This window comes from Mesorhizobium sp. USDA 4413, from assembly GCF_056280365.1.
In genome coordinates this window covers 743,248-762,884 of the sequence record NZ_JBVPRP010000001.1, presented here as the reverse complement: position 1 = coordinate 762,884, position 19,637 = coordinate 743,248, and the positions used below count along the sequence as shown (strand labels likewise).

Annotated in this window: 17 protein-coding genes and 1 tRNA gene; 12 read left to right on the top strand and 6 right to left on the bottom strand. The window is 65.5% G+C overall.

Annotation, left to right across the window (positions count from 1 at the left end):
- The first annotated feature begins 121 nt into the window (after window positions 1-121).
- The 12 genes from ACVMIM_RS03855 (at window position 122) to ACVMIM_RS03800 (ending at window position 12,150) form a co-directional block, all read left to right on the top strand.
- Complete coding sequence (locus ACVMIM_RS03855; RefSeq protein WP_040986376.1) at window positions 122-814, top strand: glutathione S-transferase family protein; 693 nt, start codon at window positions 122-124, stop codon at window positions 812-814.
- Window positions 795-1,937, top strand: a complete 1,143-nt coding sequence (gene queG, locus ACVMIM_RS03850; RefSeq protein WP_476110550.1) for a tRNA epoxyqueuosine(34) reductase QueG — start codon at window positions 795-797, stop codon at window positions 1,935-1,937. Before ACVMIM_RS03855 ends, queG begins: the two co-directional genes overlap by 20 nt.
- 12 nt (window positions 1,938-1,949) lie before the next feature.
- Window positions 1,950-2,852: an SDR family oxidoreductase gene (locus ACVMIM_RS03845; protein WP_476110548.1), complete on the top strand. Its 903-nt coding sequence runs from the start codon at window positions 1,950-1,952 to the stop codon at window positions 2,850-2,852.
- 141 nt (window positions 2,853-2,993) lie between these two features.
- Entirely contained in the window at window positions 2,994-4,076 is a 1,083-nt protein-coding gene (mepA, locus tag ACVMIM_RS03840) for a penicillin-insensitive murein endopeptidase (protein WP_476110547.1), read from the top strand.
- Between the two features lie 169 nt (window positions 4,077-4,245).
- The gene (locus tag ACVMIM_RS03835; RefSeq protein WP_476110545.1) at window positions 4,246-5,265 is read left to right on the top strand and encodes a glucokinase; all 1,020 of its coding nucleotides are present in this window, start codon (window positions 4,246-4,248) and stop codon (window positions 5,263-5,265) included.
- A gap of 403 nt (window positions 5,266-5,668) precedes the next feature.
- On the top strand, window positions 5,669-7,540 hold the full coding sequence (locus ACVMIM_RS03830) for an ABC transporter ATP-binding protein (RefSeq protein ID WP_476110543.1): 1,872 nt from the start codon (window positions 5,669-5,671) through the stop codon (window positions 7,538-7,540).
- The gene (gene dapB / locus ACVMIM_RS03825; RefSeq protein WP_476110541.1) at window positions 7,537-8,358 is read left to right on the top strand and encodes a 4-hydroxy-tetrahydrodipicolinate reductase; all 822 of its coding nucleotides are present in this window, start codon (window positions 7,537-7,539) and stop codon (window positions 8,356-8,358) included. The genes ACVMIM_RS03830 and dapB overlap by 4 nt, the downstream gene beginning before the upstream one ends.
- A gap of 79 nt (window positions 8,359-8,437) precedes the next feature.
- Entirely contained in the window at window positions 8,438-9,058 is a 621-nt protein-coding gene (locus ACVMIM_RS03820; RefSeq protein WP_278051207.1) for a 2,3-bisphosphoglycerate-dependent phosphoglycerate mutase, read from the top strand.
- Window positions 9,059-9,138: 80 nt separating this feature from the next.
- Window positions 9,139-9,223, top strand: a tRNA-Leu gene (locus ACVMIM_RS03815).
- A gap of 94 nt (window positions 9,224-9,317) precedes the next feature.
- Window positions 9,318-10,094 carry a metallophosphoesterase family protein gene (locus ACVMIM_RS03810; protein ID WP_476110539.1) on the top strand — a complete coding sequence of 259 codons (777 nt, stop codon included), beginning with the start codon at window positions 9,318-9,320 and terminating at the stop codon, window positions 10,092-10,094.
- 77 nt (window positions 10,095-10,171) lie between these two features.
- The gene (locus ACVMIM_RS03805) at window positions 10,172-11,845 is read left to right on the top strand and encodes an FAD-dependent oxidoreductase (protein WP_476110537.1); all 1,674 of its coding nucleotides are present in this window, start codon (window positions 10,172-10,174) and stop codon (window positions 11,843-11,845) included.
- Entirely contained in the window at window positions 11,845-12,150 is a 306-nt protein-coding gene (locus ACVMIM_RS03800; protein WP_476110535.1) for a UBP-type zinc finger domain-containing protein, read from the top strand. Before ACVMIM_RS03805 ends, ACVMIM_RS03800 begins: the two co-directional genes overlap by 1 nt.
- Before the next feature lie 25 nt (window positions 12,151-12,175).
- Here ACVMIM_RS03800 and ACVMIM_RS03795 read toward each other — a convergent pair whose 3' ends face one another.
- From ACVMIM_RS03795 to ACVMIM_RS03770, 6 genes are all read right to left on the bottom strand, one after another.
- Entirely contained in the window at window positions 12,176-12,349 is a 174-nt protein-coding gene (locus tag ACVMIM_RS03795; protein ID WP_337095410.1) for a hypothetical protein, read from the bottom strand.
- Between the two features lie 550 nt (window positions 12,350-12,899).
- The gene (locus ACVMIM_RS03790) at window positions 12,900-13,721 is read right to left on the bottom strand and encodes a maleate cis-trans isomerase family protein (protein ID WP_476110533.1); all 822 of its coding nucleotides are present in this window, start codon (window positions 13,719-13,721) and stop codon (window positions 12,900-12,902) included.
- Window positions 13,722-13,763: 42 nt separating this feature from the next.
- Window positions 13,764-15,005 (bottom strand): D-amino acid dehydrogenase, encoded by a 1,242-nt coding sequence (locus tag ACVMIM_RS03785; protein WP_476110531.1) that lies wholly within the window; start codon window positions 15,003-15,005, stop codon window positions 13,764-13,766.
- Window positions 15,006-15,281: 276 nt separating this feature from the next.
- Window positions 15,282-16,451 carry a cystathionine gamma-synthase gene (locus ACVMIM_RS03780; RefSeq protein ID WP_476110529.1) on the bottom strand — a complete coding sequence of 390 codons (1,170 nt, stop codon included), beginning with the start codon at window positions 16,449-16,451 and terminating at the stop codon, window positions 15,282-15,284.
- The gene (locus ACVMIM_RS03775; protein WP_476110528.1) at window positions 16,448-17,884 is read right to left on the bottom strand and encodes a pyridoxal-phosphate dependent enzyme; all 1,437 of its coding nucleotides are present in this window, start codon (window positions 17,882-17,884) and stop codon (window positions 16,448-16,450) included. Before ACVMIM_RS03775 ends, ACVMIM_RS03780 begins: the two co-directional genes overlap by 4 nt.
- A gap of 404 nt (window positions 17,885-18,288) precedes the next feature.
- Window positions 18,289-19,629: an FAD/NAD(P)-binding protein gene (locus tag ACVMIM_RS03770; RefSeq protein WP_476110526.1), complete on the bottom strand. Its 1,341-nt coding sequence runs from the start codon at window positions 19,627-19,629 to the stop codon at window positions 18,289-18,291.
- Window positions 19,630-19,637: the final 8 nt, after the last annotated feature.

The window sequence follows — 19,637 nt, the reverse complement described above, 5'->3', positions numbered from 1 at the left end:
TTGCTTGTCACGGCGCGGAAGTCCCCCTATAGGTCGCAACACCGTGACGGCCGCATGACGGGCCGCCAAGACTTACCGGCGCGGGTAACGATTCGCCAGTGCGCCCTATCATCGCGGAACCATGCTGACGCTTTTCCATCATCCCATGTTCGCCACCTGCCGGTTCGTCCGCCTCGCTTTCGGCGAGTATGGCGAGGAGCTGGCGCTGATCGAGGAAAAGCCGTGGACGCGGCGCAAGGAGTTCCTGGCGCTGAACCCGGCCGGCACGCTGCCGATCCTGCTGGCCGAAGGCGACGTGCCGATCGTCGGCGCCATGGTGATCGCCGAATATCTCGACGAGACCCGCGGGGTGCTGAAGCGCGACAAAAGACTGTTCGCCGAGGACCCGATGCAGCGCGCCGAAATCCGCCGGCTGACCGACTGGTATCTGGCGAAGGCCGAAAGCGAGGTGACCCGGCATCTGGTGCGCGAGCGCGTGCTGAAGCCTGTTATGCCGGAAACCGCCGGCGGCGGCTCACCGGACTCGGCGGCGATCCGCGCCGCCCGCGCCAACATTCGCCAGCACATGAAATACACCAACTGGCTCGCCGGCACGCGCCATTGGCTCGCCGGCAACAAGGTGACCTATGCCGACCTCGCCGCGGCGGCGACGCTTTCGGTGCTCGATTATCTCGGCGAGATCGACTGGCGCGAACATGGCGCGGCGCGCGAGTGGTATACGCGGGTGAAATCACGGCCGTCGTTCCGGCCGCTGCTTTCCGACCGGGTGCGCGGCCTTTCGCCGGTATCGCATTATGCGGACCTCGACTTCTGAAAAACTGCGCGCGCTGATCGACGCGGAGGCGCGCCGCGCCGGCTTCGAGGCGGTCGCGGTGACCCGGCCGGACGCGATCCCGTTGGCGCCGGCAAGGCTCGCCGAATTCGTCTCGGACGGTTTCCATGGCTCGATGGAGTGGATCGCCGAGACGCTTGAGCGCCGGGCCGAACCCTCGACGCTGTGGCCGGAGGTGCGCTCGATCATCGTGCTCGCCATGAATTACGGCCCGGACCGCGATCCGCGCGATGTCCTCGCCAAGCCCGACCGCGGCGCGATCTCGGTCTATGCGCAAAACCGCGACTATCACGACGTGATGAAGGGCCGGCTGAAGGAGATCGCCGGCAAGGTCGTGGCGCGCGCCGGCGGCGACGTGAAGGTGTTCGTCGACACCGCGCCGGTGATGGAAAAGCCGCTGGCGGAAGCGGCCGGGCTCGGCTGGCAGGGCAAGCACACCAATCTGGTCAGCCGCGCGCATGGCTCGTGGCTGTTCCTCGGCACGATCTTCACCACGGCCGAGCTGAAGCCGGACAAAGCGGAGATCGACCATTGCGGCTCGTGCCGCGCCTGCCTCGACGTCTGCCCGACCGATGCTTTCCCGGCGCCCTACCGGCTCGATGCGCGGCGCTGCATCTCCTACCTCACCATCGAGAACAAGGGGCCGATCCCCCACGAATTCCGCGAAAAGATCGGCAACCGCATCTATGGCTGCGACGACTGCCTGGCCGCCTGCCCGTGGAATAAGTTCGCCAGCGCGGCATCCGAGGTGAAGCTTGCCGCGCGGGACGATCTGCGCGAACCGCCGCTGTCGGAACTGCTGGCGCTCGACGAGGCAGGCTTTCGCTCATTCTTCTCGGGCTCGCCGATCAAGCGCATCGGCCGCGACCGTTTTATCCGCAATGTGCTGATCGCCGCCGGCAATTCGGGCGACGCTTCGCTGACGCCCATTGTGCGTCGCCTGCTCCATGACGGCTCGCCGCTGGTGCGGGGTGCGGCAATCTGGGCCCTGTCGCGACTGCTCTCCGACCGCGAATTTGGCGACCTCGCCGCCGCTTCGAAGACCGAAACGGATGCGGCGGTCCGCGAGGAATGGCTGGCGGCTTTGGCCGTGAAGGCCGATTGATGGAGGTTCATGATGAGCGAAAGACGCTTCTTCATCTTCGGCGCCGGCTATTCGGCCAAGGCCTTCGCGCGGGCCAACGCCCAACATGCGCAGGTCTCCGGCACGACCCGGGCGCCGGAGAAGTTCGAGGCGCTGCGGTCGGTCGGCATCGAGCCCGTGCAATTCGACGGCGCGCTGTCGCCCGAGCTCCGCGATGCGCTCGCCAAGACCACGCATCTCATCGTCTCGGTCGCTCCCGACGAGGCCGGCGATCCGGTGCTCAACGCCGCCGGCGATGCGCTTCGGGGAAAGATGCCGGCGCTGGAGTGGATCGGCTATCTCTCGACCGTCGGCGTCTATGGCGACCATGGCGGCGCCTGGGTCGACGAGAGCAGCGACTGCCGGCCGGTGTCGAAGCGCTCGACGATGCGGGTGGCGGCCGAACAGGAATGGCTGACGCTTGGCCGGGAGACCGGCAAGCCGGTGGCGATCCTGCGGCTTTCCGGCATTTACGGGCCGGGCCGCAACGCGCTGGCCAATCTCGAGGACGGCACCGCAAGGCGGCTGGTCAAGCCGGGCCAGGTGTTCAACCGCATCCACTGCGACGACATCGCCGGCGCGCTCTGGCATCTCGCCGACAACAACCTCGGCGGGATATTCAACGTCACCGACGACGAGCCGGCGCCGCCGCAGGATGTCGTCGCCTATGCTGCCGGGCTGATGGGCGTCCCGCCGCCGCCGGAAATTCCCTTCGAGACTGCCCAACTTTCGCCCATGGCGCGGTCTTTCTATGGCGAGAACAAGCGCGTCGCGAATCAGGCGATCAAAGCTGCCGGCTACCCCTTCCGGTTCCCCAATTACCGGGTGGCGCTGGAGCGGATGTGGGCCGAGGGCAACTGGCGGGACGGAGAGCCGCGCAGCCCGATGAGAAGATGATGCCGGAGAGCGTGAGGTCTCCGGACGACACCGTCTTCCAATGCTTTGATCGATGCGGGACGGGCGCTGTGGTATGATTCGTTCGTGACCGGGCCGCTTGATCACGCGGCAAAGGGATAGACTGGAGAGGGACCCAGCCTGATGAATTTGCGATCGCTGCCCGACCGCAAGCCGTTCCTGACCGCCGCCCTGGCACTGGTGGCGCTCGCCGCACTCGCGGCGGCGGCCATTTCGGCCGAACCCCGCGCGAAGGAGCTGTTCGGCGCCCGGAAACTGCCAGCCGTGGCGCCTGCCCAATCCTTCGGCTTCTACTCGAAAGGCTGCTTCACCGGCGGCGTGGCGCTGCCGGTGGACGGCCCGACCTGGGAGGTGATGCGCCCCTCGCGCAACCGGCGCTGGGGCCATCCGGCGATGATCGCGCTGATCGAGAAGCTTTCGCGCGACGCCCAGGCGGATGGCTGGCCGGGGCTTCTGGTCGGCGACATCTCGCAGCCGCGCGGCGGACCGATGATGACCGGCCATGCCTCGCACCAGATCGGGCTCGACGCCGACATCTGGCTGACGCCGATGCCGAGGCGGCCGCTGACCATCGCGCAGCGCGAGACCATGAGCGCGACGCTGATGGTCGACGAGAAGACGCATCTGGTGAAGGACGCGCTGTGGACGCCCGCGCACACCAGGCTTTTGAGACGCGCGGCGAGCTACCCTGAGGTCGAGCGCATCCTGGTCAATCCCGGCATCAAGAAGAAGCTCTGCGACACCGTCACCGGCGACCGCTCCTGGCTGCGCAAGATCCGCCCGTTCTGGGGCCACGACTATCATTTCCACATGCGCATAGGCTGCCAGCCGGGCTCGCCCTTGTGCAAGGGGCAGGAAGCGACGCCGACCGACGATGGCTGCGGCAAGCCGCTGGCCTGGTGGTTCACCGAGGAGCCTTGGCGGCCGAACAAGAACCCGGACGCCCCCAAGGCGCGCGACCTGATGACGATGGCCAATCTGCCCAAGCAATGCCAGGACGTGGTCAATGCACCGGACGCACCCTCGTTGGAGGCAGTGACCTATCACGGCGGCAGCGCCGCAGCGGTCGCCGTCGCCGAACCGCAGCCGACCGAACCGGCGCAAACGATCTCCAGCGGCGACGCCGCGATCCCGGCGGCCGCCAGCGCTTTCGCGCCGACGCCAAAGATCGGCATTCCGCTGCCGAGGCCGAGACCCGGGAACTAGTGCGTTCACCGTTTCACGGAAACGGCTTTGGAGCAATTCCGGACGGAAAACCGCTCACACTTTTCCTGGAATTGCTCCAAGGCGCAAGCGGGCTTCCCCTTTGCAGGGTCATGCGCTAGTCAATCGATTGAAATGGCGCAGCGGCGCCGCAACGAGGACGATCAAGAGCATGGCAGGCGAAGACGAGAAGGAGCTGCGGTTTCCGGTCCTGATCGGCGACATTGGCGGCACCAATGCGCGCTTCTCGATCGTGCTCGACGCCAATTCGGAAGCGACCGAGCCGCATATCGTCCAGACCGCCAACTTCAAGACCATCGACGAGGCGATCCAGGCGGCGGTGCTCGACCGTTCGTCCATCCAGCCGAATTCGGCGGTGCTGGCGATCGCCGGGCCGGTCGACGGCGACGAGATCCCGCTCACCAACTGCCCATGGGTCGTGAAGCCGCGGCAGATGCTCGCCAATCTGGATTTGAGCGAGGTCGTCGTGCTCAACGATTTCGAGGCGCAGGCGCTGGCCGTGGTGGCGCTCGGCGAAGAGCATATGGAAAAGATCGGCGGCGGCACGCCGGAACCCCATGCGAGCCGCGTCGTGCTCGGCCCGGGCACCGGTCTTGGCGTCGCCGGGCTGATCTATGCGCTCAACCACTGGATTCCGGTGCCGGGCGAGGGCGGGCATATGGATATCGGCCCGCGTACGTCGCGCGACTTCGAGGTGTTCCCGCATATCGACAAGCTCGAAGGCCGCATCTCCGGCGAGCAGATCCTGTGCGGACGCGGGCTGGTCAATGTCTACCGCGCCGTGGCCAGGACGGACGGCAAGCCGACGCCTTTCACGACGCCGGCCGAGATCACCGCGGCCGCGCTTGCCAGAACCGATGCGGTGGCCGAAGAGGCGCTGAAGCTGTTCGTCACCTGCCTCGGCCGCACCGCCGGCGATCTGGCGCTGGTGTTCATGGGCCGCGGCGGCGTGTTCCTCACCGGCGGGATCGCGCAGAAGATCGTGCCGGCGCTGAAGGCCGGCAATTTCCGCGCCGCCTTCGAGGACAAGGCGCCGCACAGCGCCCTGATGCGCGAAATGCCGGTCTATGTCATCACCCATCCGCTGGCGGCGCTGCTCGGGCTCGCCGCGTACGCCAGGACGCCGTCGCTGTTCGGCGTCAACACGGCGGGGCGGCATTGGAGGGTGTGAAGCCGCTCAGTCGTCTGGACAGGGCCAATGTCCGCGGTCTGGATGTCGGCCAGCTTCGTCATTCCAGTGGGAAGCAGGAGCGAAGCTCCGTCGCGGAGACCCTGGAATCCATGCCGTGACCTAAGCCGTGGAACGCAGCGGAGCAGAATTCTGCACCGCTGCAGCGCTCGCAAGTCACGGAATGGATCCTCGGGTCTACGCCGCGTCGCTTCGCTCCTTGCTCCGCCCGTGGATGACGAAGCCACGGGCGTTTCTGCTGATCGCCAACCTGTGCGCTTTTGGGTCGGGACCCCAGGCTGTCCCGAGCCGCGACGAAGTTTCGCCATAGGCAAGCAGTAGCCGGGACGCTAAGAGGGTGCCGGAACGCAGCCCCGTCCGACGAGAACCACGAAGCGCCGCCGATTTGACCGTCCAAACGTCCCTCAAACTGAAAGTCCAGCCCGCCGAGGTCAGCGCGGTGCTGCGCCGCATCCTGGCTGAAAACGGCAAGGAATACCGCTGGACCTATGTCGTTGCCGTCACCTGCCTGCTGATCGTTTCCGGCACCACCGCCTTCACGGCGTGGATCATGGCGCCCATGATCAACCAGATCTTCTACGAACGGCGCAGCGACATGATCGTCTGGATCTGCGCCGGTTTCATGGGCGCCTCGCTGCTGCGCGGCTTCGCCGGCTACGGCCAGGCCGTGGCGCTGGCCAGGATCGGCAACAACTTGGTCGCCCGCTACCAGAAGCGCAGCTTCGACCATCTGATGAAGCTCGGTGTCGACTTCTTCAACGAGACCCGTTCCGGCCGGCTGGCGGCGCAGGTCAATGAGAATGTGGGCGGCATCCGCGACCTGCTGTCGCTGACGCTGACCTCCATCAGCCGCGACGCGGTCTCGCTTGTCGCCCTTGTCGGCGTGATGATCTACCAGGATCCGGTCCTGTCGCTCAGTTCGCTGCTGATCGGGCCGCCGCTGATCTGGGCCGTCATCTACATCACCCGCCGGCTGCGGCGGATCAACCGCGAATCCGTGCTGATCAACTCGCGGCTGAACGGGTCGGTGCAGGAGGCCACGCAAGGCATCGCCATCGTCAAGGCCTTCACCCTGGAGGACGAGCTGGCGCGGCGCATCGGCATCATGGCCGATACGGCCGAGCAGCGTAACAACAAGATCGCCCGCGTCTCGGAGCGGCTGTCGCCGATTTCCGAGATCCTGGGCGGCCTCGCCATCACCGCCGTGCTTGCCTATTCCGGCTATCGGGCGCTGGTGCTGGGACAGCCGCCGGGCGCGGTGTTTTCCTTCATCACCGCGCTGATCATGGCCTACGACCCGGCAAGACGCCTGGCGCGCACGCAGGTCGGCATGGAACGCGCCCTGGTCAACGCCCGCATGATCTACGAGCTGCTCGACCTCGAGCCGAAGCAGGGCGACGCGCCCGACGCGGTCGAGGCGAAGGTCACCACCGGCGAGGTGCGCTTCAACAATGTGACCTTCGGCTACAATCCCGACACGCCGGTGCTGAGGGACCTGAGCTTCACCGCCGCGGCCGGCAAGGTCACGGCCGTCGTCGGCGCCTCTGGCGCCGGGAAGTCGACGATGGTGGCGCTGCTGCAGCGCTTCTACGACGTCGACAAGGGCTCGATCGAGGTCGACGGCCAGGATATCGCCAAGGTGACCAAGCATTCGCTGCGCCAATCGATCGCTTATGTGGCGCAGGCGCCTTATCTCTTCGAAGGCACGATCCGCGACAACATCCGCTTCGGCCGGCTGTCGGCGACCGACGCCGAGATCGAGCAGGCGGCGAAACTGGCGGCGGCCGACGAGTTCATCCGCCAGCAGCCGCAAGGCTATGACACGCCGGTCGGCGAAGGCGGCTCGACGCTTTCCGGCGGCCAGCGTCAGCGCGTGTCGATCGCGCGCGCCATCGTTCGCCAGGCGCCGATCCTTTTGCTCGACGAGGCGACCTCGGCGCTCGACAACGAGGCGGAGGCGCGCGTCCAGGAAGCGCTGGCCCATGTGATGGAAGGGCGCACGACGATCGTGATCGCGCACCGGCTGTCGACGGTGGTCAACGCCGACCACATCATCGTGCTGGAAGAGGGGCGGCTGGTCGAGGAAGGTACGCATGCGACGCTGATGGCCGACCCGCACAGCGTCTATGCCCGCTTCCACCGGATCCAGGGCAAGAAGGGCCTGGGGCTTGTCGACGACGTCAAGGCAGGCCAGACTTCGGCCCAAACTCCGGCGCCGCGTAGCCGCGCCAAGAAAACCGGCAGGAGAAGCGCATGAGTGACGCCGGCGATATGGGCCTGGTGGTGGTGGGCGCCGCTGGCCGCATGGGCCAGACGCTGATCCGCGCCATCCACACGATGCCCGGCGCGCGCGTCGCCGCCGCGATCGAGCGGCCGGACTCCCCTCATCTCGGCAAGGATGCCGGCGAGCTTGCCGGCATCGGCGTCATCAACGTGCCGATCGTGGACGATCCGCTGCCGGCCTTCGCCAAGGCCGACGGCGTGCTCGATTTCACCGCGCCCGCGGCAAGCGTCGAATTTGCCGGTTATGCCGCGCAGGCGCGCATCGTCCATGTCATCGGCACCACCGGCTGCTCGGCCGAGGACAATGCGAAGATCGCCGCCGCCGCGCGCCATGCGACGATCGTCAAATCCGGCAATATGAGCCTTGGCGTCAACCTTCTGGCGGTGCTGGTCGAGCAGGCGGCGAAGGCGCTCGATCCGGAGGATTTCGACATCGAGATCCTGGAGATGCACCACCGCCACAAGGTCGACGCGCCATCCGGAACGGCGCTGCTGCTCGGCGAAGCGGCGGCGAAAGGGCGCGGCATCGATCTCGCCGAAAACAGCGTGCGGGTGCGTGACGGCCATACCGGCGTGCGCAAGGCCGGCTCGATCGGCTTCGCCACGCTGCGCGGCGGCTCGGTCGTCGGCGACCACAGCGTGATCCTTGCCGGCACCGGCGAGCGCATCACGCTGTCCCACCACGCCGAGGACCGCGCGATCTTCGCGCGCGGCGCGGTGAAGGCGGCGCTTTGGGCCCGCGGCAAGAAGCCCGGCCTCTATTCCATGCGGGATGTGCTCGGACTGTCCTGACACAAGCCTGAAGTATTTCCTTCTTACGCAGTTCCGGCCGAAACCGTTGGAATTGCCCAAACCCCCAAGAGGAGCTGACATGTCGGGAACTCTCGTGCTCGTGCGCCACGGCCAGAGCGAATGGAACCTGAAGAACCTGTTCACCGGCTGGCGCGATGTCGACCTGACCGAGCAAGGTACGGCGGAAGCGCTCGCGGCCGGCGAGAAGCTCAAGGCGCGCGGGCTGAAATTCGACATCGCCTACACCTCCGCCCTGAAGCGGGCGCAGAAGACCTGCCAGCACATCCTCGACATCGTCGGCCAGAGCGACCTGAAGACTATCCGCGACCAGGCGCTCAACGAGCGCGACTATGGCGACCTCTCCGGCCTCAACAAGGACGACGCGCGCAAGAAATGGGGCGAGGAGCAGGTGCATATCTGGCGCCGCTCCTACGACGTGTCGCCGCCCGGCGGCGAAAGCCTGAAGGACACCGGCGCGCGCGTATGGCCCTATTACCTGCACGAGGTGCAGCCGCATGTGCTGCGTGGCGAGACCGTGCTGGTCGCAGCCCACGGCAATTCGCTGCGCGCGCTGATCATGGCGCTGGACGGCAAGAGCGGCGAAGAGATCGTCAAGCTCGAGCTCGGCACCGGCGTGCCGGTGATCTACAAGCTCAATGCCGATTCCACCGTGGCGAAGAAGGATGTGCTGGAAGGGTGAGGTCGTTGGGCCAGCCAACGCGACCCACGAAAAAAGCGCGTTGACACATATCGTTTGCCCGCTTACATGAGCGCGCACCAGCCCAGATGGCGGAATTGGTAGACGCGCACGGTTCAGGTCCGTGTTCCGCAAGGAGTGGAGGTTCGAGTCCTCTTCTGGGCACCAATCATTTGGGTCGCTTAGATCGACCCTTTCAAAAAGCCCGCGAAAGCGGGCTTTTTGCGTTGCGATAAGGCCGTGATCAATCGAGAATGTCAAAGTGCGAATTCTCGCTTGCTCCGATATCCATAACAATGTCGAGGCCGTGCGAAAGCTGCGATCTCGGGAAGCAAATGTCTATGACGCCGTGATTGTCGCAGGTGATCTAGGAAGCAATGCCGCGCAAGAAATATTCGACGTCCTCGGCAGCTTCGGCTGCCCCGTTCTTTTCGTGTTCGGCAATTGGGATCGCAGGCTTTCGCACCAACAGGATTTCGGCGGGCAATGTCATCACTTGCATCTTTCTCCCTTTCGGCTGGGCGGTTTCAGCGTAATAGGGGAATCGATCGATGGGATAGATCCAGCCTGGGAAGCCCTCCGCGCTGAAATCGAAGCGAAATCTCCGTCAGAATTGGGCGCTGCGCGAACCGCGTTCAGAGAGCATCAACGACGCCTACTGGTGAAGATTGCCGCTGACGAAGGTTTTGATCGCACGATCATTGTATCGCATTACCGCCTTACCAGGACGAAGGACTACCTCCCGAACGTGCCGCTCTTTCTGTTCGGCCACAATCACGGCTTCGCGGACAAGACGTGGTTTGGATCACGTTTCGTCAATGTGAGTGCCCTCGATAACAAAGTGACAGTCGTGCCGCATGGCCTGGACCGTCATTCCCCTCAAGACTATCGTTTTATCAATGACGGCAGCTATGTGGTGATCACGCACGATCACACCAAAGAATTCGTCGTCGAGCCGCGCCGCTTTGATCCAGACTTCACGGGCTGGAGACGGATCGAGAAAGAATTCTACTCCGGTGCGCCCGAAGTTCCTCAGTAAGCCGGTCACCTCCCCGTCCGGCCAGTCCCCCGAGAAACCGCTTCAAACCCGCCGCCCCGGGCGCTACGGTCAGCGCCATGGCCCCTTCCGTCAGCCCGACCATCGCCGCGCGGCGCGACCAGATGTTCCCCGTGCTCGCCGATGCGGATATCGAGCGCATGCGCCGTTTCGGCGAGGCACGCTCCTATGCTGCCGGCGAGCATATCGTAACGGCCGGCACGGTTTCGCCAGGCGTGATCCTCATTCTGTCGGGCAAGGTCGACATCACCCAGGCCGGCGGGCTCGGCCGGCCTGAGCCGATCATCACCTACGGCCCCGGCAATTTCGTCGGCGAGCTGGCGCAGTTGTCGAACCGGCCGTCGCTGGTCAATGCCGAGGCGAACGGGCCGGTCGAGGCGATCGTTATCCCCTCGCAGCGGCTGCGCGATCTGATGGTGCAGGAGGCCAATCTCGGCGAGCGCGTCATGCGGGCGCTGATCCTGCGCCGTGTCGGCCTGCTCGAAAGCGGCGCCGGCGGGCCGGTCGTCATCGGGCCGTCCGGCAATGGCGACGTGCTGCGGCTGCAGGATTTCCTGCGGCGCAGCGGGCTACCCCATCGTGCTCTCGATTCCGACACCGACCCTTGCGCCATGACGCTGACCGAGCGGTTCCATGTCGACCCGCACCATCTGCCGATCGTGCTCTGCCCCAACGGCAAGCTGATGCACAATCCGGGCGAGACCGAGCTTGCCCGCTGCGTCGGCCTGCTGCGGCCGATCGATGCCGAAAAAATCTACGACGTGGCGATCGTCGGCGCCGGACCGGCGGGGCTGGCGGCGGCGGTCTATGCCGCCTCGGAGGGGCTGTCGACCATCGTGCTCGACTGCCGCGCCTTCGGCGGGCAGGCGGGCGCTTCGGCGCGGATCGAAAACTATCTCGGCTTCCCGACCGGGATCACCGGCATGGCGCTGATGGCGCGCGCCTATAACCAGGCGCAGAAATTCGGCGTCGAGATGGTTATTCCCGACGAGGCGAAGCTGCTTGACGATGCCGGCGACGGCGCACGCTATCGACTGGCCATCGGCGACGGCGAAAGCGTGCGCTCCCGCGCGGTGGTGATCGCCAGCGGCGCGCGCTACCGCCGTCTCGATATCGCGAACCTGGCGCAATTCGAGGGCACATCGGTGCATTACTGGGCCTCGCCGATCGAGGCCAGGCTTTGCCGCGACCAGGAAGTGGCGCTGGTCGGCGCCGGCAATTCGGCCGGACAGGCGGCCGTGTATCTCGCGAGCCAGGTGCGCAAGGTGACGCTCCTGGCGCGGCGAGACAGCCTCGACGCCACCATGTCGCGCTATCTTGTCGAGCGAATCGCGGCGCAACCCAATATCGAGGTGCTGACCGAGACCGAGGTGGCGGCGCTGGAAGGCCATGACGGCAAGCTCGACGCACTGCGCTGGCGCAACCGGGCGACCGGCGAGGAGACGAGGCGCGCCATCCGCCATATCTTCCTGTTCATCGGCGCCGACCCGAACACCGACTGGCTGGCGAATTGCAACGTGGCGCTCGACGCCAAGGGTTTCGTACGCACCGGGCCGGACGTGGCGCCGGGCCATGGCCTTATGGAGACCAGTCGCGGCGGCGTGTTCGCCATCGGTGACGTGCGCTGCGGCTCGATCAAGCGGGTCGCGGCGGCCGTCGGCGAAGGCGCGCAGGTGGTCGCGGCGCTCCATACCTATCTGGCGCAAAATGGTGGACCGGCGAGGAGAGCGTGATGGACGAATGCAGGCATACGAAGGACATCAAAAAAGTCACGCCGAGCGCGCTGGGCTGCGAGGAATGCCTGAAGAGCGGTTCCTGGTGGGTGCATCTGAGGCTCTGCCGCATCTGCGGCCATGTCGGCTGCTGCGACGACTCGCCCAACCGCCACGCGACAAAGCATTTCCACGCCACGCAGCATCCGATCATCGAAGGGTACGACCCACCGGAAGGCTGGGCCTGGTGCTTCGTCGACGAGGTTTTTGTCGACCTCGAAGGCGATACCACGCCGCAGAATGGGCCGATCCCGAAGTTTGTTTGAGGCAAGCCGACCGGGCGACGCTTCTTCAGCGCACCGAGCTCGTCACCGTCGGATCGACGGCATCGGGCACGGATTTGCGCTCATTGCCGGCGAAAATGCCGATGAGCAGAAGGCTGAGCACGACCGGCACAAACAGGATGGCGACGCGCGCCTGCACGTAAAAGATGGCCCGCCATTCGTTTCGCTTTTCGTCGTTCATCATGCTCGCTCTGTCTGCGCCTCCCGGCGAGGGGACATAGAGACGAAGCGTTAAACATCTCCTTCCGATTCCGTTAACGGGGCGCGATCTGCTGTAATCGCATAAGGCAGCGCTGGCCCCCGCTCCGTCCGTTGCGCGGAAACCTCTCCCCCATTTCGTCTACGCCATGCAGGTTTCCAGCGACTGGTCTTTGGCGATGGCTTGCATGGCAACTTGGCGCCACGCATCGTCCAATGTAGCGCTGGTCGACCCCCACTCCGTCTCGGCTTCGCCGAGCCACCTCTCCCCCGATCGACGGGGTAGAGGAAGACGCCAGGCTTTTTGCCGTCAACGCTCGTCCAGCAACGCTCCCTTCCTTTCCCTCCGGAGGGGGGAAAGGTGGCGCTGCGAAGCAGCGACGGATTGGGGGAACCACGTGGCAATCAAGCCTCGGCCTGATCAGTCGCGCCAGTCACAGAAGACGTGTGCTTGGCGGAGCCGAGACGGAGAGGGGGAGCGCATATGCAATTACCCGCTGAATGCGCTTCCTATCGCCTGAAAGTCCCGCCGATCAGCCTGCCGGCAGCGCAAACAACCGGCCGCCGGCCGGCACGACATCGTCGATGCCGGCAAGGCGCAGGCAGTGCCAGGCCATGGCGTGATTGGAAGAGGTGACGGGGATGCCGATGCGCCGTTCCAACTCCGCCACCGCCTCGGCGACGCGCAGGCTGGTGCAGGAGATGAAGATTGCGTCGACGCCAGGCACTTCAGCCATCCTTTCGGCCGCCGCCTCGATCGAGGCGAGCGAGATGCGGGCGGCCTCGCGGTCGTCGCGGCGGTCGAAGGTGGCGACGGCGGATATGTCGAGGCCGCGGCCGGTGAAATAGCGGACCAGACCCTGGTTGATCTCGGGCGCGTAGGGCGTGAGCAGGCCGATGCCCTTGACGCCCAATGCCTTGAAGGCGGCCAAGGCGCCGGTGACCGGCGTGGTGCAGGCGACGCCCGGCCGCGCCTTCCTGATCTCGGCGAAGACGGCCTCCTCGCCGAGCGTCATGGTGGCCGAGGTGCAGCCGAAGCCGACGACGTCCAGCGGAATGCTTGGCAGGATGAGGTCGACGGTGGGCGCGATGCGCGGGCCGATGGCGCGCAAAGTGTCGGGCGTGATGTCGTTGTCGTTGAACAGGCGCGCTTCGTAGAAGGCGACGCCCGGAATGCGGATCAGCGCGCGGAATTCGTGCTCCAGCGTCTGGTCGGTGGCGAGGATCGCGAGCCCGATCGCCGCGCGCGAGGCGAGGCCGCCGTCGATCTCGGATGGCAACACGCCCAAGTCAACAGGCTTGCGATCGACAGGTCCGAACGATTGAGGGCGGGTGGCGGCCGCGCTGACAGACATGGCATTCCCTTTCCTGGTCGATCCCGTTCGGGGATCATGCTCTCAATTCAAAAGCCCATCCATGGAAATCGCCGGCTTGCGGCCGCCGATCAGGTCGGCGGTGATGCGGGCCGAGCCGTGCGACATGGTCCAGCCGATATGGCCGTGCCCGGTGTTGAGATAGAGATTGCGCAAGCGCCGCCGGCCGAACTCGGGCAGGTTGTTGGGCGTCATCGGCCTGAGGCCCGCCCACATCTCGGCGCGGTCATAATCCGCGCCTTCGGGATAGAGCTCTTCGGTCACGCCCTTCATAAAGGCGAAATCGGCCGGCTTGTGGCTGGTGTCGTAGCCGGCGAATTCGGCTGTCGCGGTGACGCGCAGCCGGTCGCCGAAGCGCGAGACGGCGACCAGATTGTGCTCGTCGATCGCGGCGATGGTCGGCGGCCGCGGCCGGTTGCCGATCGGAATGGTCAGCGAATAGCCCTTGATCGGATAGATCGGCAGGCTGATGCCGACGGTCTTCGCGATCAGCGGGCTGTAGGAGCCGAGCGCCAGCACATAGACATCGCCCTTGACCGCGCCCGTGTCGGTCGTCACCTGCGCGACGCCGTCTCCGGAGGTCTCAATGCCGGTGATGGTCGTGCCGGTGCGGATCTCGCCGCCGCGCTCGACCACCTTGGCGGCAAGCGCGCGGGTGAACTTCGCCGGGTCGCCGGTCTCGTCGGTCGGGCAATGGATGCCGCCGGCGATCTTTTCCCTGGCGGAAGCCAGCGCCGGATCGAGCGCGACGATGGCGTCGCGGTCGAGCACCTTGATCAGCTGGCCGTCGGATTCCAACAGCTTCATACGCTCGACGCCTTTGTCGAGCGCCTGCTGGCTGCGATAGAAATAGAGAATGCCGCGACCGTTGCGATCGTATTCGATGGCCTCGTCGGCGACGACCTCCTGCAGCACGGATTGCGAATAGGCGGCGAGCCGGTGCTTGAGCAGCGTGTTGCGCCTCGCCTTCTCGGCCGTGCACTCCATCAGGAACAGAAAGGACCAGCTGTAGAGCCTGGGATCGGCCGACAGCTTGAAGCGCAGCGCCTGGTCCTTCAGCACCAGCGATTTCAGAAGGATCATCGGCGCCTTGGGCGACGACCAGACGAAGGAATGCCCCGGCGCGATCATGCCGGCATTGCCCCAGCTGGTCTCGGCGGCGACCTGAGGCTGGCGCTCGAGGATGACGACCTCGTGCCCGTCCTGCTGCAGCTGGTAGGCCGTGGTGACGCCGACCACGCCGCCACCCAACACGATCACGCGCATGGCGCCTCCCGAGATCGCAAGTTGGCTCACTGTAAAGAGTAAGCTGCAGTCTGCAATGGCACACACGCAGAGATGTCGGCGGGACAGCGCCCCCGCTGGCCTGCCGGCCATCTCCCCCACTTAGGGGGAGATCAGATGTCACGCCGGCTTTCGCCAATCGCCAACATCGCAGAGATGAGCGGGACACTGGAACTGCCAATCTCCCCCTTCGTGGGGGAGATGTCCGGCAGGACAGAGGGGGGCGCGAAGGAACGCGACGCGCGGTGATTGGCGGCGCTAGAGCCCCAACGCCTGCTCCAGATCCGCGATCAGGTCATCCCCATCCTCGATCCCACACGACAGCCGCACCAGTGAATCCGATATCCCGATCGCGCCGCGCTTTTCGGCCGGGATCGAGCCGTGCGTCATCAGCGCCGGATGCTCGATCAGGCTTTCGACGCCGCCCAGGCTTTCGGCCAGCGTGAAGAGCTGGGTGCGTTCGAGGAAGCGTTTCGTTCCGGCGAGGTCGCGGTCAAGGTCGACCGAGATCATGCCGCCGAAGGCGTGCATCTGCTGAACGGCGATGGAATGCTGCGGGTGGCTGGCAAGGCCGGGATAGATGACCCGGCGGATATCTTTTCGCGTTTCCAGCCATTGCGCGATCTTCAGGCCGTTGGCCGAGTGACGCTCCATCCTGAGCGCCAGGGTCTTGATGCCGCGCAGGGCAAGAAAACTGTCGAACGGGCCGGAGATGGCGCCGATGGCGTTCTGCAGGAATTTCAGCCGGTCGGCGAGATCCTTGTTGTCGCCGACAACCGCTACGCCGCCGACCATGTCGGAATGGCCGTTGAGATATTTCGTCGTCGAATGCACGACGATGTCGATGCCGAGCTCCAGCGGGCGCTGGAGATAAGGGCTGCAAAAGGTGTTGTCGGCGACGGTGAGCAGCCCCTTGCGCCTGGCCAGTGCGGCGACCGCTTCGAGATCGACGATGCGCAGCAGCGGATTGGTCGGTGTCTCGGCCCAAAGCAGTTTTGTTTCCGGGCGGATCGCCGCCTCGACCGCGGCGAGATCGGTGAAATCGGCAAAGCTCACCTCAAGGCCGGCCGAGCGCTTGCGCACCCGCTCCATCAAGCGGAACGAGCCGCCATAGATGTCGTCGGTGGCGACGATATGGGCGCCGGAATCGAGAAGCTCGAGCACCGTGCCGATCGCCGCCAGGCCGGAGGCGAAGGCGAAGGCGGCCGAGCCGCTTTCCAGGTCGGCGACCGCACGCTCGAAGGCGAAGCGCGTCGGGTTCTGGCTGCGGGCATATTCAAAACCCTTGTGCACGCCCGGCGACTGCTGGCCATAGGTGGAGGTGGCATAGATCGGCACCATCACCGCACCAGTCAGCGGGTCGTGGCTCTGGCCGCCATGGATGGCGCGGGTGGAAAAGGCCAGGCGGTTCTTGCCATTCGAACTCATTTTGCGCGGCGCCTCAGATGGTTGATCAGGTCGATACGGGTTATCAGGCCGATGAACTCCTCGCCATCGAAGACGATGGCGACCTCGTTGCGGTCGAAGACCGGCAGCAGCGCGTCGAGCGTCTGGTTGGCCTGCAGCGTGTGCAGGTTCGACGTCATGGCGGTGCGCACCGGCGCGTTGAAACGGTCCCAGCGGCCGTCATACGGGCCGTCGACCTTGGCCAGGATGTCGCTTTCGTCGACGATGCCGACCAGCTTGCCCTCGTCCAGCACCGGCAGTTGCGAGACATCGGAACGGCGCATGCGGCCATAGGCGTTGAGCAGGGTTTCCTCTGGGCCGACGGTCACGATGTCGCCGGTGCGCGGCGAGCGCATGACGAGATCGCGCAGATCGCCATGCTGTTCCTGGTCGGCAAGGCCCTGCTCGGCCAGCCAGATATCGTCGAAGACTTTCGACAGATATTTGTTGCCGCTGTCGCAGACGAAGGTGACGACGCGCTTCGACACCGTCTGCTCGCGGCAATAGCGAAGCGCCGCCGACAGAAGCGTGCCCGAGGACGAGCCGGCCAGGATGCCTTCGCGCGAGAGCAGATCGCGCACCGCCAGCATGCTTTGCTTGTCCGGGATCGAATAGGCCTTTTTCACCAGCGAGAGATCGGCATTGGGCGGCACGAAATCCTCGCCGATGCCTTCGACAGTCCAGCTGCCGGCCTCTTCCATCTTGCCGGTCTTGATCAGCGGCGCCAGCACCGAGCCGACCGGATCGGCAAGCACCATCTCGGTCTTCGGCGAATGTTTCGCGAAATAGCGGCCGAGGCCGGTGAGCGTGCCGCCCGAGCCGACGCCGACCACCACCGCGTCGACGTCGCCTTCGAGCTGCGAGAAGATTTCCGGGCCGGTCGTCGTCTCATGCGCCAGCGGATTGGCCGGGTTGGCGAACTGGTTGGCATAGAAGGCGCCGGGCAATTCGGTGGCGATCTTCTCGGCCATGTCCTGGTAATATTCGGGATGGCCCTTGCCGACATCGGAGCGGGTCATGCGCACTTCGGCGCCCAAAGCGCGCAGATGCTGGATTTTTTCGCGCGACATCTTGTCGGGCACGACAAGAATGATGCGGTAGCCTTTCGGGATGCCGACCTGGGCGAGGCCGAGGCCGGTGTTGCCGGCGGTGGCCTCGACGATCGTGCCGCCGCGCTTCAGCTTGCCCGCCTTCTCGGCCGCCGCGATCATCGACAGCGCGATGCGGTCCTTGATCGAGCCGCCGGGATTCTGGCTCTCGAGCTTGATGAACAAGCGGCATTTGCCGGTGTCGAATTTGGTCAGCTCGACGACCGGCGTCTGGCCAATCAGGTCGAGCACCGAAGCGTAAGGCGGGCGAAGTCTCGACAGGTTGGTGTGCGCGCGCTGCGGCGCCGCTTTTGTCTGCTCGCTCATCTTGAGTGCTCCATCGAAGCAGTTCGAGGCGGATGTCGGCAATCTCGCGCGGGAGGCCGCGGGATTCCATTCCGGTTTCGCGGATCGCGCGCCCTGTCTTTTCCAGCCCTTTTCATCAGGAAAGAAGATAGATCGTGCCAATCCCGCGGCGAGTGGAGGAATGGAATTCTAGGTGGGTTGCTTCGCAGCCTCTCATCGTTGAAGCCGGCGCGAGGCAGCCCCTCTGGCCTGCCGGCCATCTCCCCCTTTGTGGGCATGGCGCTGGCAACCGCTGGGATGTCGTCAAAGACGATAGAGCGGGTTCTTGCGCGTGAAGCTGCGATCCATCCTTCGTCATTCTAGGGCGGAGCAAGGAGCGAGGCGACGCGCGCAGACCCAAGAATGACGACCGATTGCAGCGAGCCTCACCCCAGCAGCAGCTTACTCAGCTTGGCGCATTGCACACGAATATCGGGAATGGCATCGATCTCGAAGAACGTGCCGCGCGTCAGCGGGCCGACGGCGAGTAGCTTCGACGAGACCGTGCCGTCGGCCGCGATCAGCTCGCATTTCGCGGTCACATCGAGACCGAGGCGCAGCGGATCGGGCCGCGCCAGGCCGCGCTCGATCAGCGAGCGCACGACGCCGTTCGACGTCCTCGAAACGTCGCGGGCGATGCCCATGCAATCATAGAGCCGGGCGACCCCTAGGGTCTCGATATCCTGCGTGCCGCGCGGCTGGATTTTCACGGCGAAGCCGCCGTTCGCCTCGACATTCACGACCCTGCCGGCGACGAGGCGGATGCGGCCCGAGCGCACGGCTTCGGTGACGCGCGCGTAGACTTCCGGCGCCATGCGGTGGCGGTGGATGTCCCACCAGGCCTTGGTGTGCTCGACGAAGCGGCGTTTGGCAGAGGCCGGCCAGTTCTGCCAGATTTTCTGGTTGAAGGGCCTCAAGCCGTCGACGACGTCGCGCCAGTCGCCGCCGGCCTTCTGGTTCTCGCGGATCAGGTTGCGGAACCAGGCGACGAAGTAGGAAAGCTGGGTGCCGAGCGGGATATCGGCGATATCGAGCTTGATCGGATTGCCCTTGCGATGCGGCGACGGCAGCAGGCCGCGCCGCGACACCGCGACAATGGCACCCAGATGGCCGCGCTGTTCCAGCGACAGGAAGGCGTCGACCATGCTCAGGCCCGTGCCGAGCAGCAGGACCGCGGCCTGCGGATCGAGCGCGGTATCGGCCTCCGATCCCATGCGGATCGCATGGCCCTGGAAGGCGCCGGGTTGCTCGTCATGGCCGGTGGCCAAGACGGCGAGATGCGCCACGACGCTGGTGCCGTTGGCGAGCGCGACCTCGACACCCGACGGGGTCGGCGAGATCGACAGGCTCTCCTCGCTGATCAGCCTGAGACGCCCGGTCTCGCGTTCGCGTTCCTGGAGACCCTCGAGCACGTCCTGCAGATAGCGGGCATAGAGGCTGCGCGGCGCATAGAACGGCCCCTGGTCCGGCTTGGCGAGCCCGCGCTCCAACACCCAGCGCGCGAAATGCGTCGGGTCGTCGGCGTAAGCGCTCATGCCGGAAGCGTTGACGTTGAGCACATGCGCCGAAAGCAGCGTCGAATAGGCCATGCCCTGGCCGAAATGCGGCCGCTTCTCGATCAGCGTGACGCGCAGGTCCGGATTGTGCGATTTAAGCAGATGCGCAGCGAGCACGACGCCGCTGGCGCCGCCGCCGACAATGATGATGGAACTGGCGCGTCCAACCATGACTGCTA

Coding starts and splice junctions, on each gene's coding strand:
- dapB (WP_476110541.1), top strand. CDS start 7,537: ATGAGTGACGCCGGCGATATGGGCCTGGTGGTGGTGGGCGCCGCTGGC.
- ACVMIM_RS03770 (WP_476110526.1), bottom strand. CDS start 19,629: ATGGTTGGACGCGCCAGTTCCATCATCATTGTCGGCGGCGGCGCCAGC.
- ACVMIM_RS03775 (WP_476110528.1), bottom strand. CDS start 17,884: ATGAGCGAGCAGACAAAAGCGGCGCCGCAGCGCGCGCACACCAACCTG.
- ACVMIM_RS03785 (WP_476110531.1), bottom strand. CDS start 15,005: ATGCGCGTGATCGTGTTGGGTGGCGGCGTGGTCGGCGTCACCACGGCC.
- ACVMIM_RS03790 (WP_476110533.1), bottom strand. CDS start 13,721: ATGTCTGTCAGCGCGGCCGCCACCCGCCCTCAATCGTTCGGACCTGTC.
- ACVMIM_RS03855 (WP_040986376.1), top strand. CDS start 122: ATGCTGACGCTTTTCCATCATCCCATGTTCGCCACCTGCCGGTTCGTC.
- ACVMIM_RS03805 (WP_476110537.1), top strand. CDS start 10,172: ATGGCCCCTTCCGTCAGCCCGACCATCGCCGCGCGGCGCGACCAGATG.
- queG (WP_476110550.1), top strand. CDS start 795: ATGCGGACCTCGACTTCTGAAAAACTGCGCGCGCTGATCGACGCGGAG.
- ACVMIM_RS03780 (WP_476110529.1), bottom strand. CDS start 16,451: ATGAGTTCGAATGGCAAGAACCGCCTGGCCTTTTCCACCCGCGCCATC.
- mepA (WP_476110547.1), top strand. CDS start 2,994: ATGAATTTGCGATCGCTGCCCGACCGCAAGCCGTTCCTGACCGCCGCC.
- ACVMIM_RS03820 (WP_278051207.1), top strand. CDS start 8,438: ATGTCGGGAACTCTCGTGCTCGTGCGCCACGGCCAGAGCGAATGGAAC.
- ACVMIM_RS03800 (WP_476110535.1), top strand. CDS start 11,845: ATGGACGAATGCAGGCATACGAAGGACATCAAAAAAGTCACGCCGAGC.
- ACVMIM_RS03845 (WP_476110548.1), top strand. CDS start 1,950: ATGAGCGAAAGACGCTTCTTCATCTTCGGCGCCGGCTATTCGGCCAAG.
- ACVMIM_RS03795 (WP_337095410.1), bottom strand. CDS start 12,349: ATGAACGACGAAAAGCGAAACGAATGGCGGGCCATCTTTTACGTGCAG.
- ACVMIM_RS03835 (WP_476110545.1), top strand. CDS start 4,246: ATGGCAGGCGAAGACGAGAAGGAGCTGCGGTTTCCGGTCCTGATCGGC.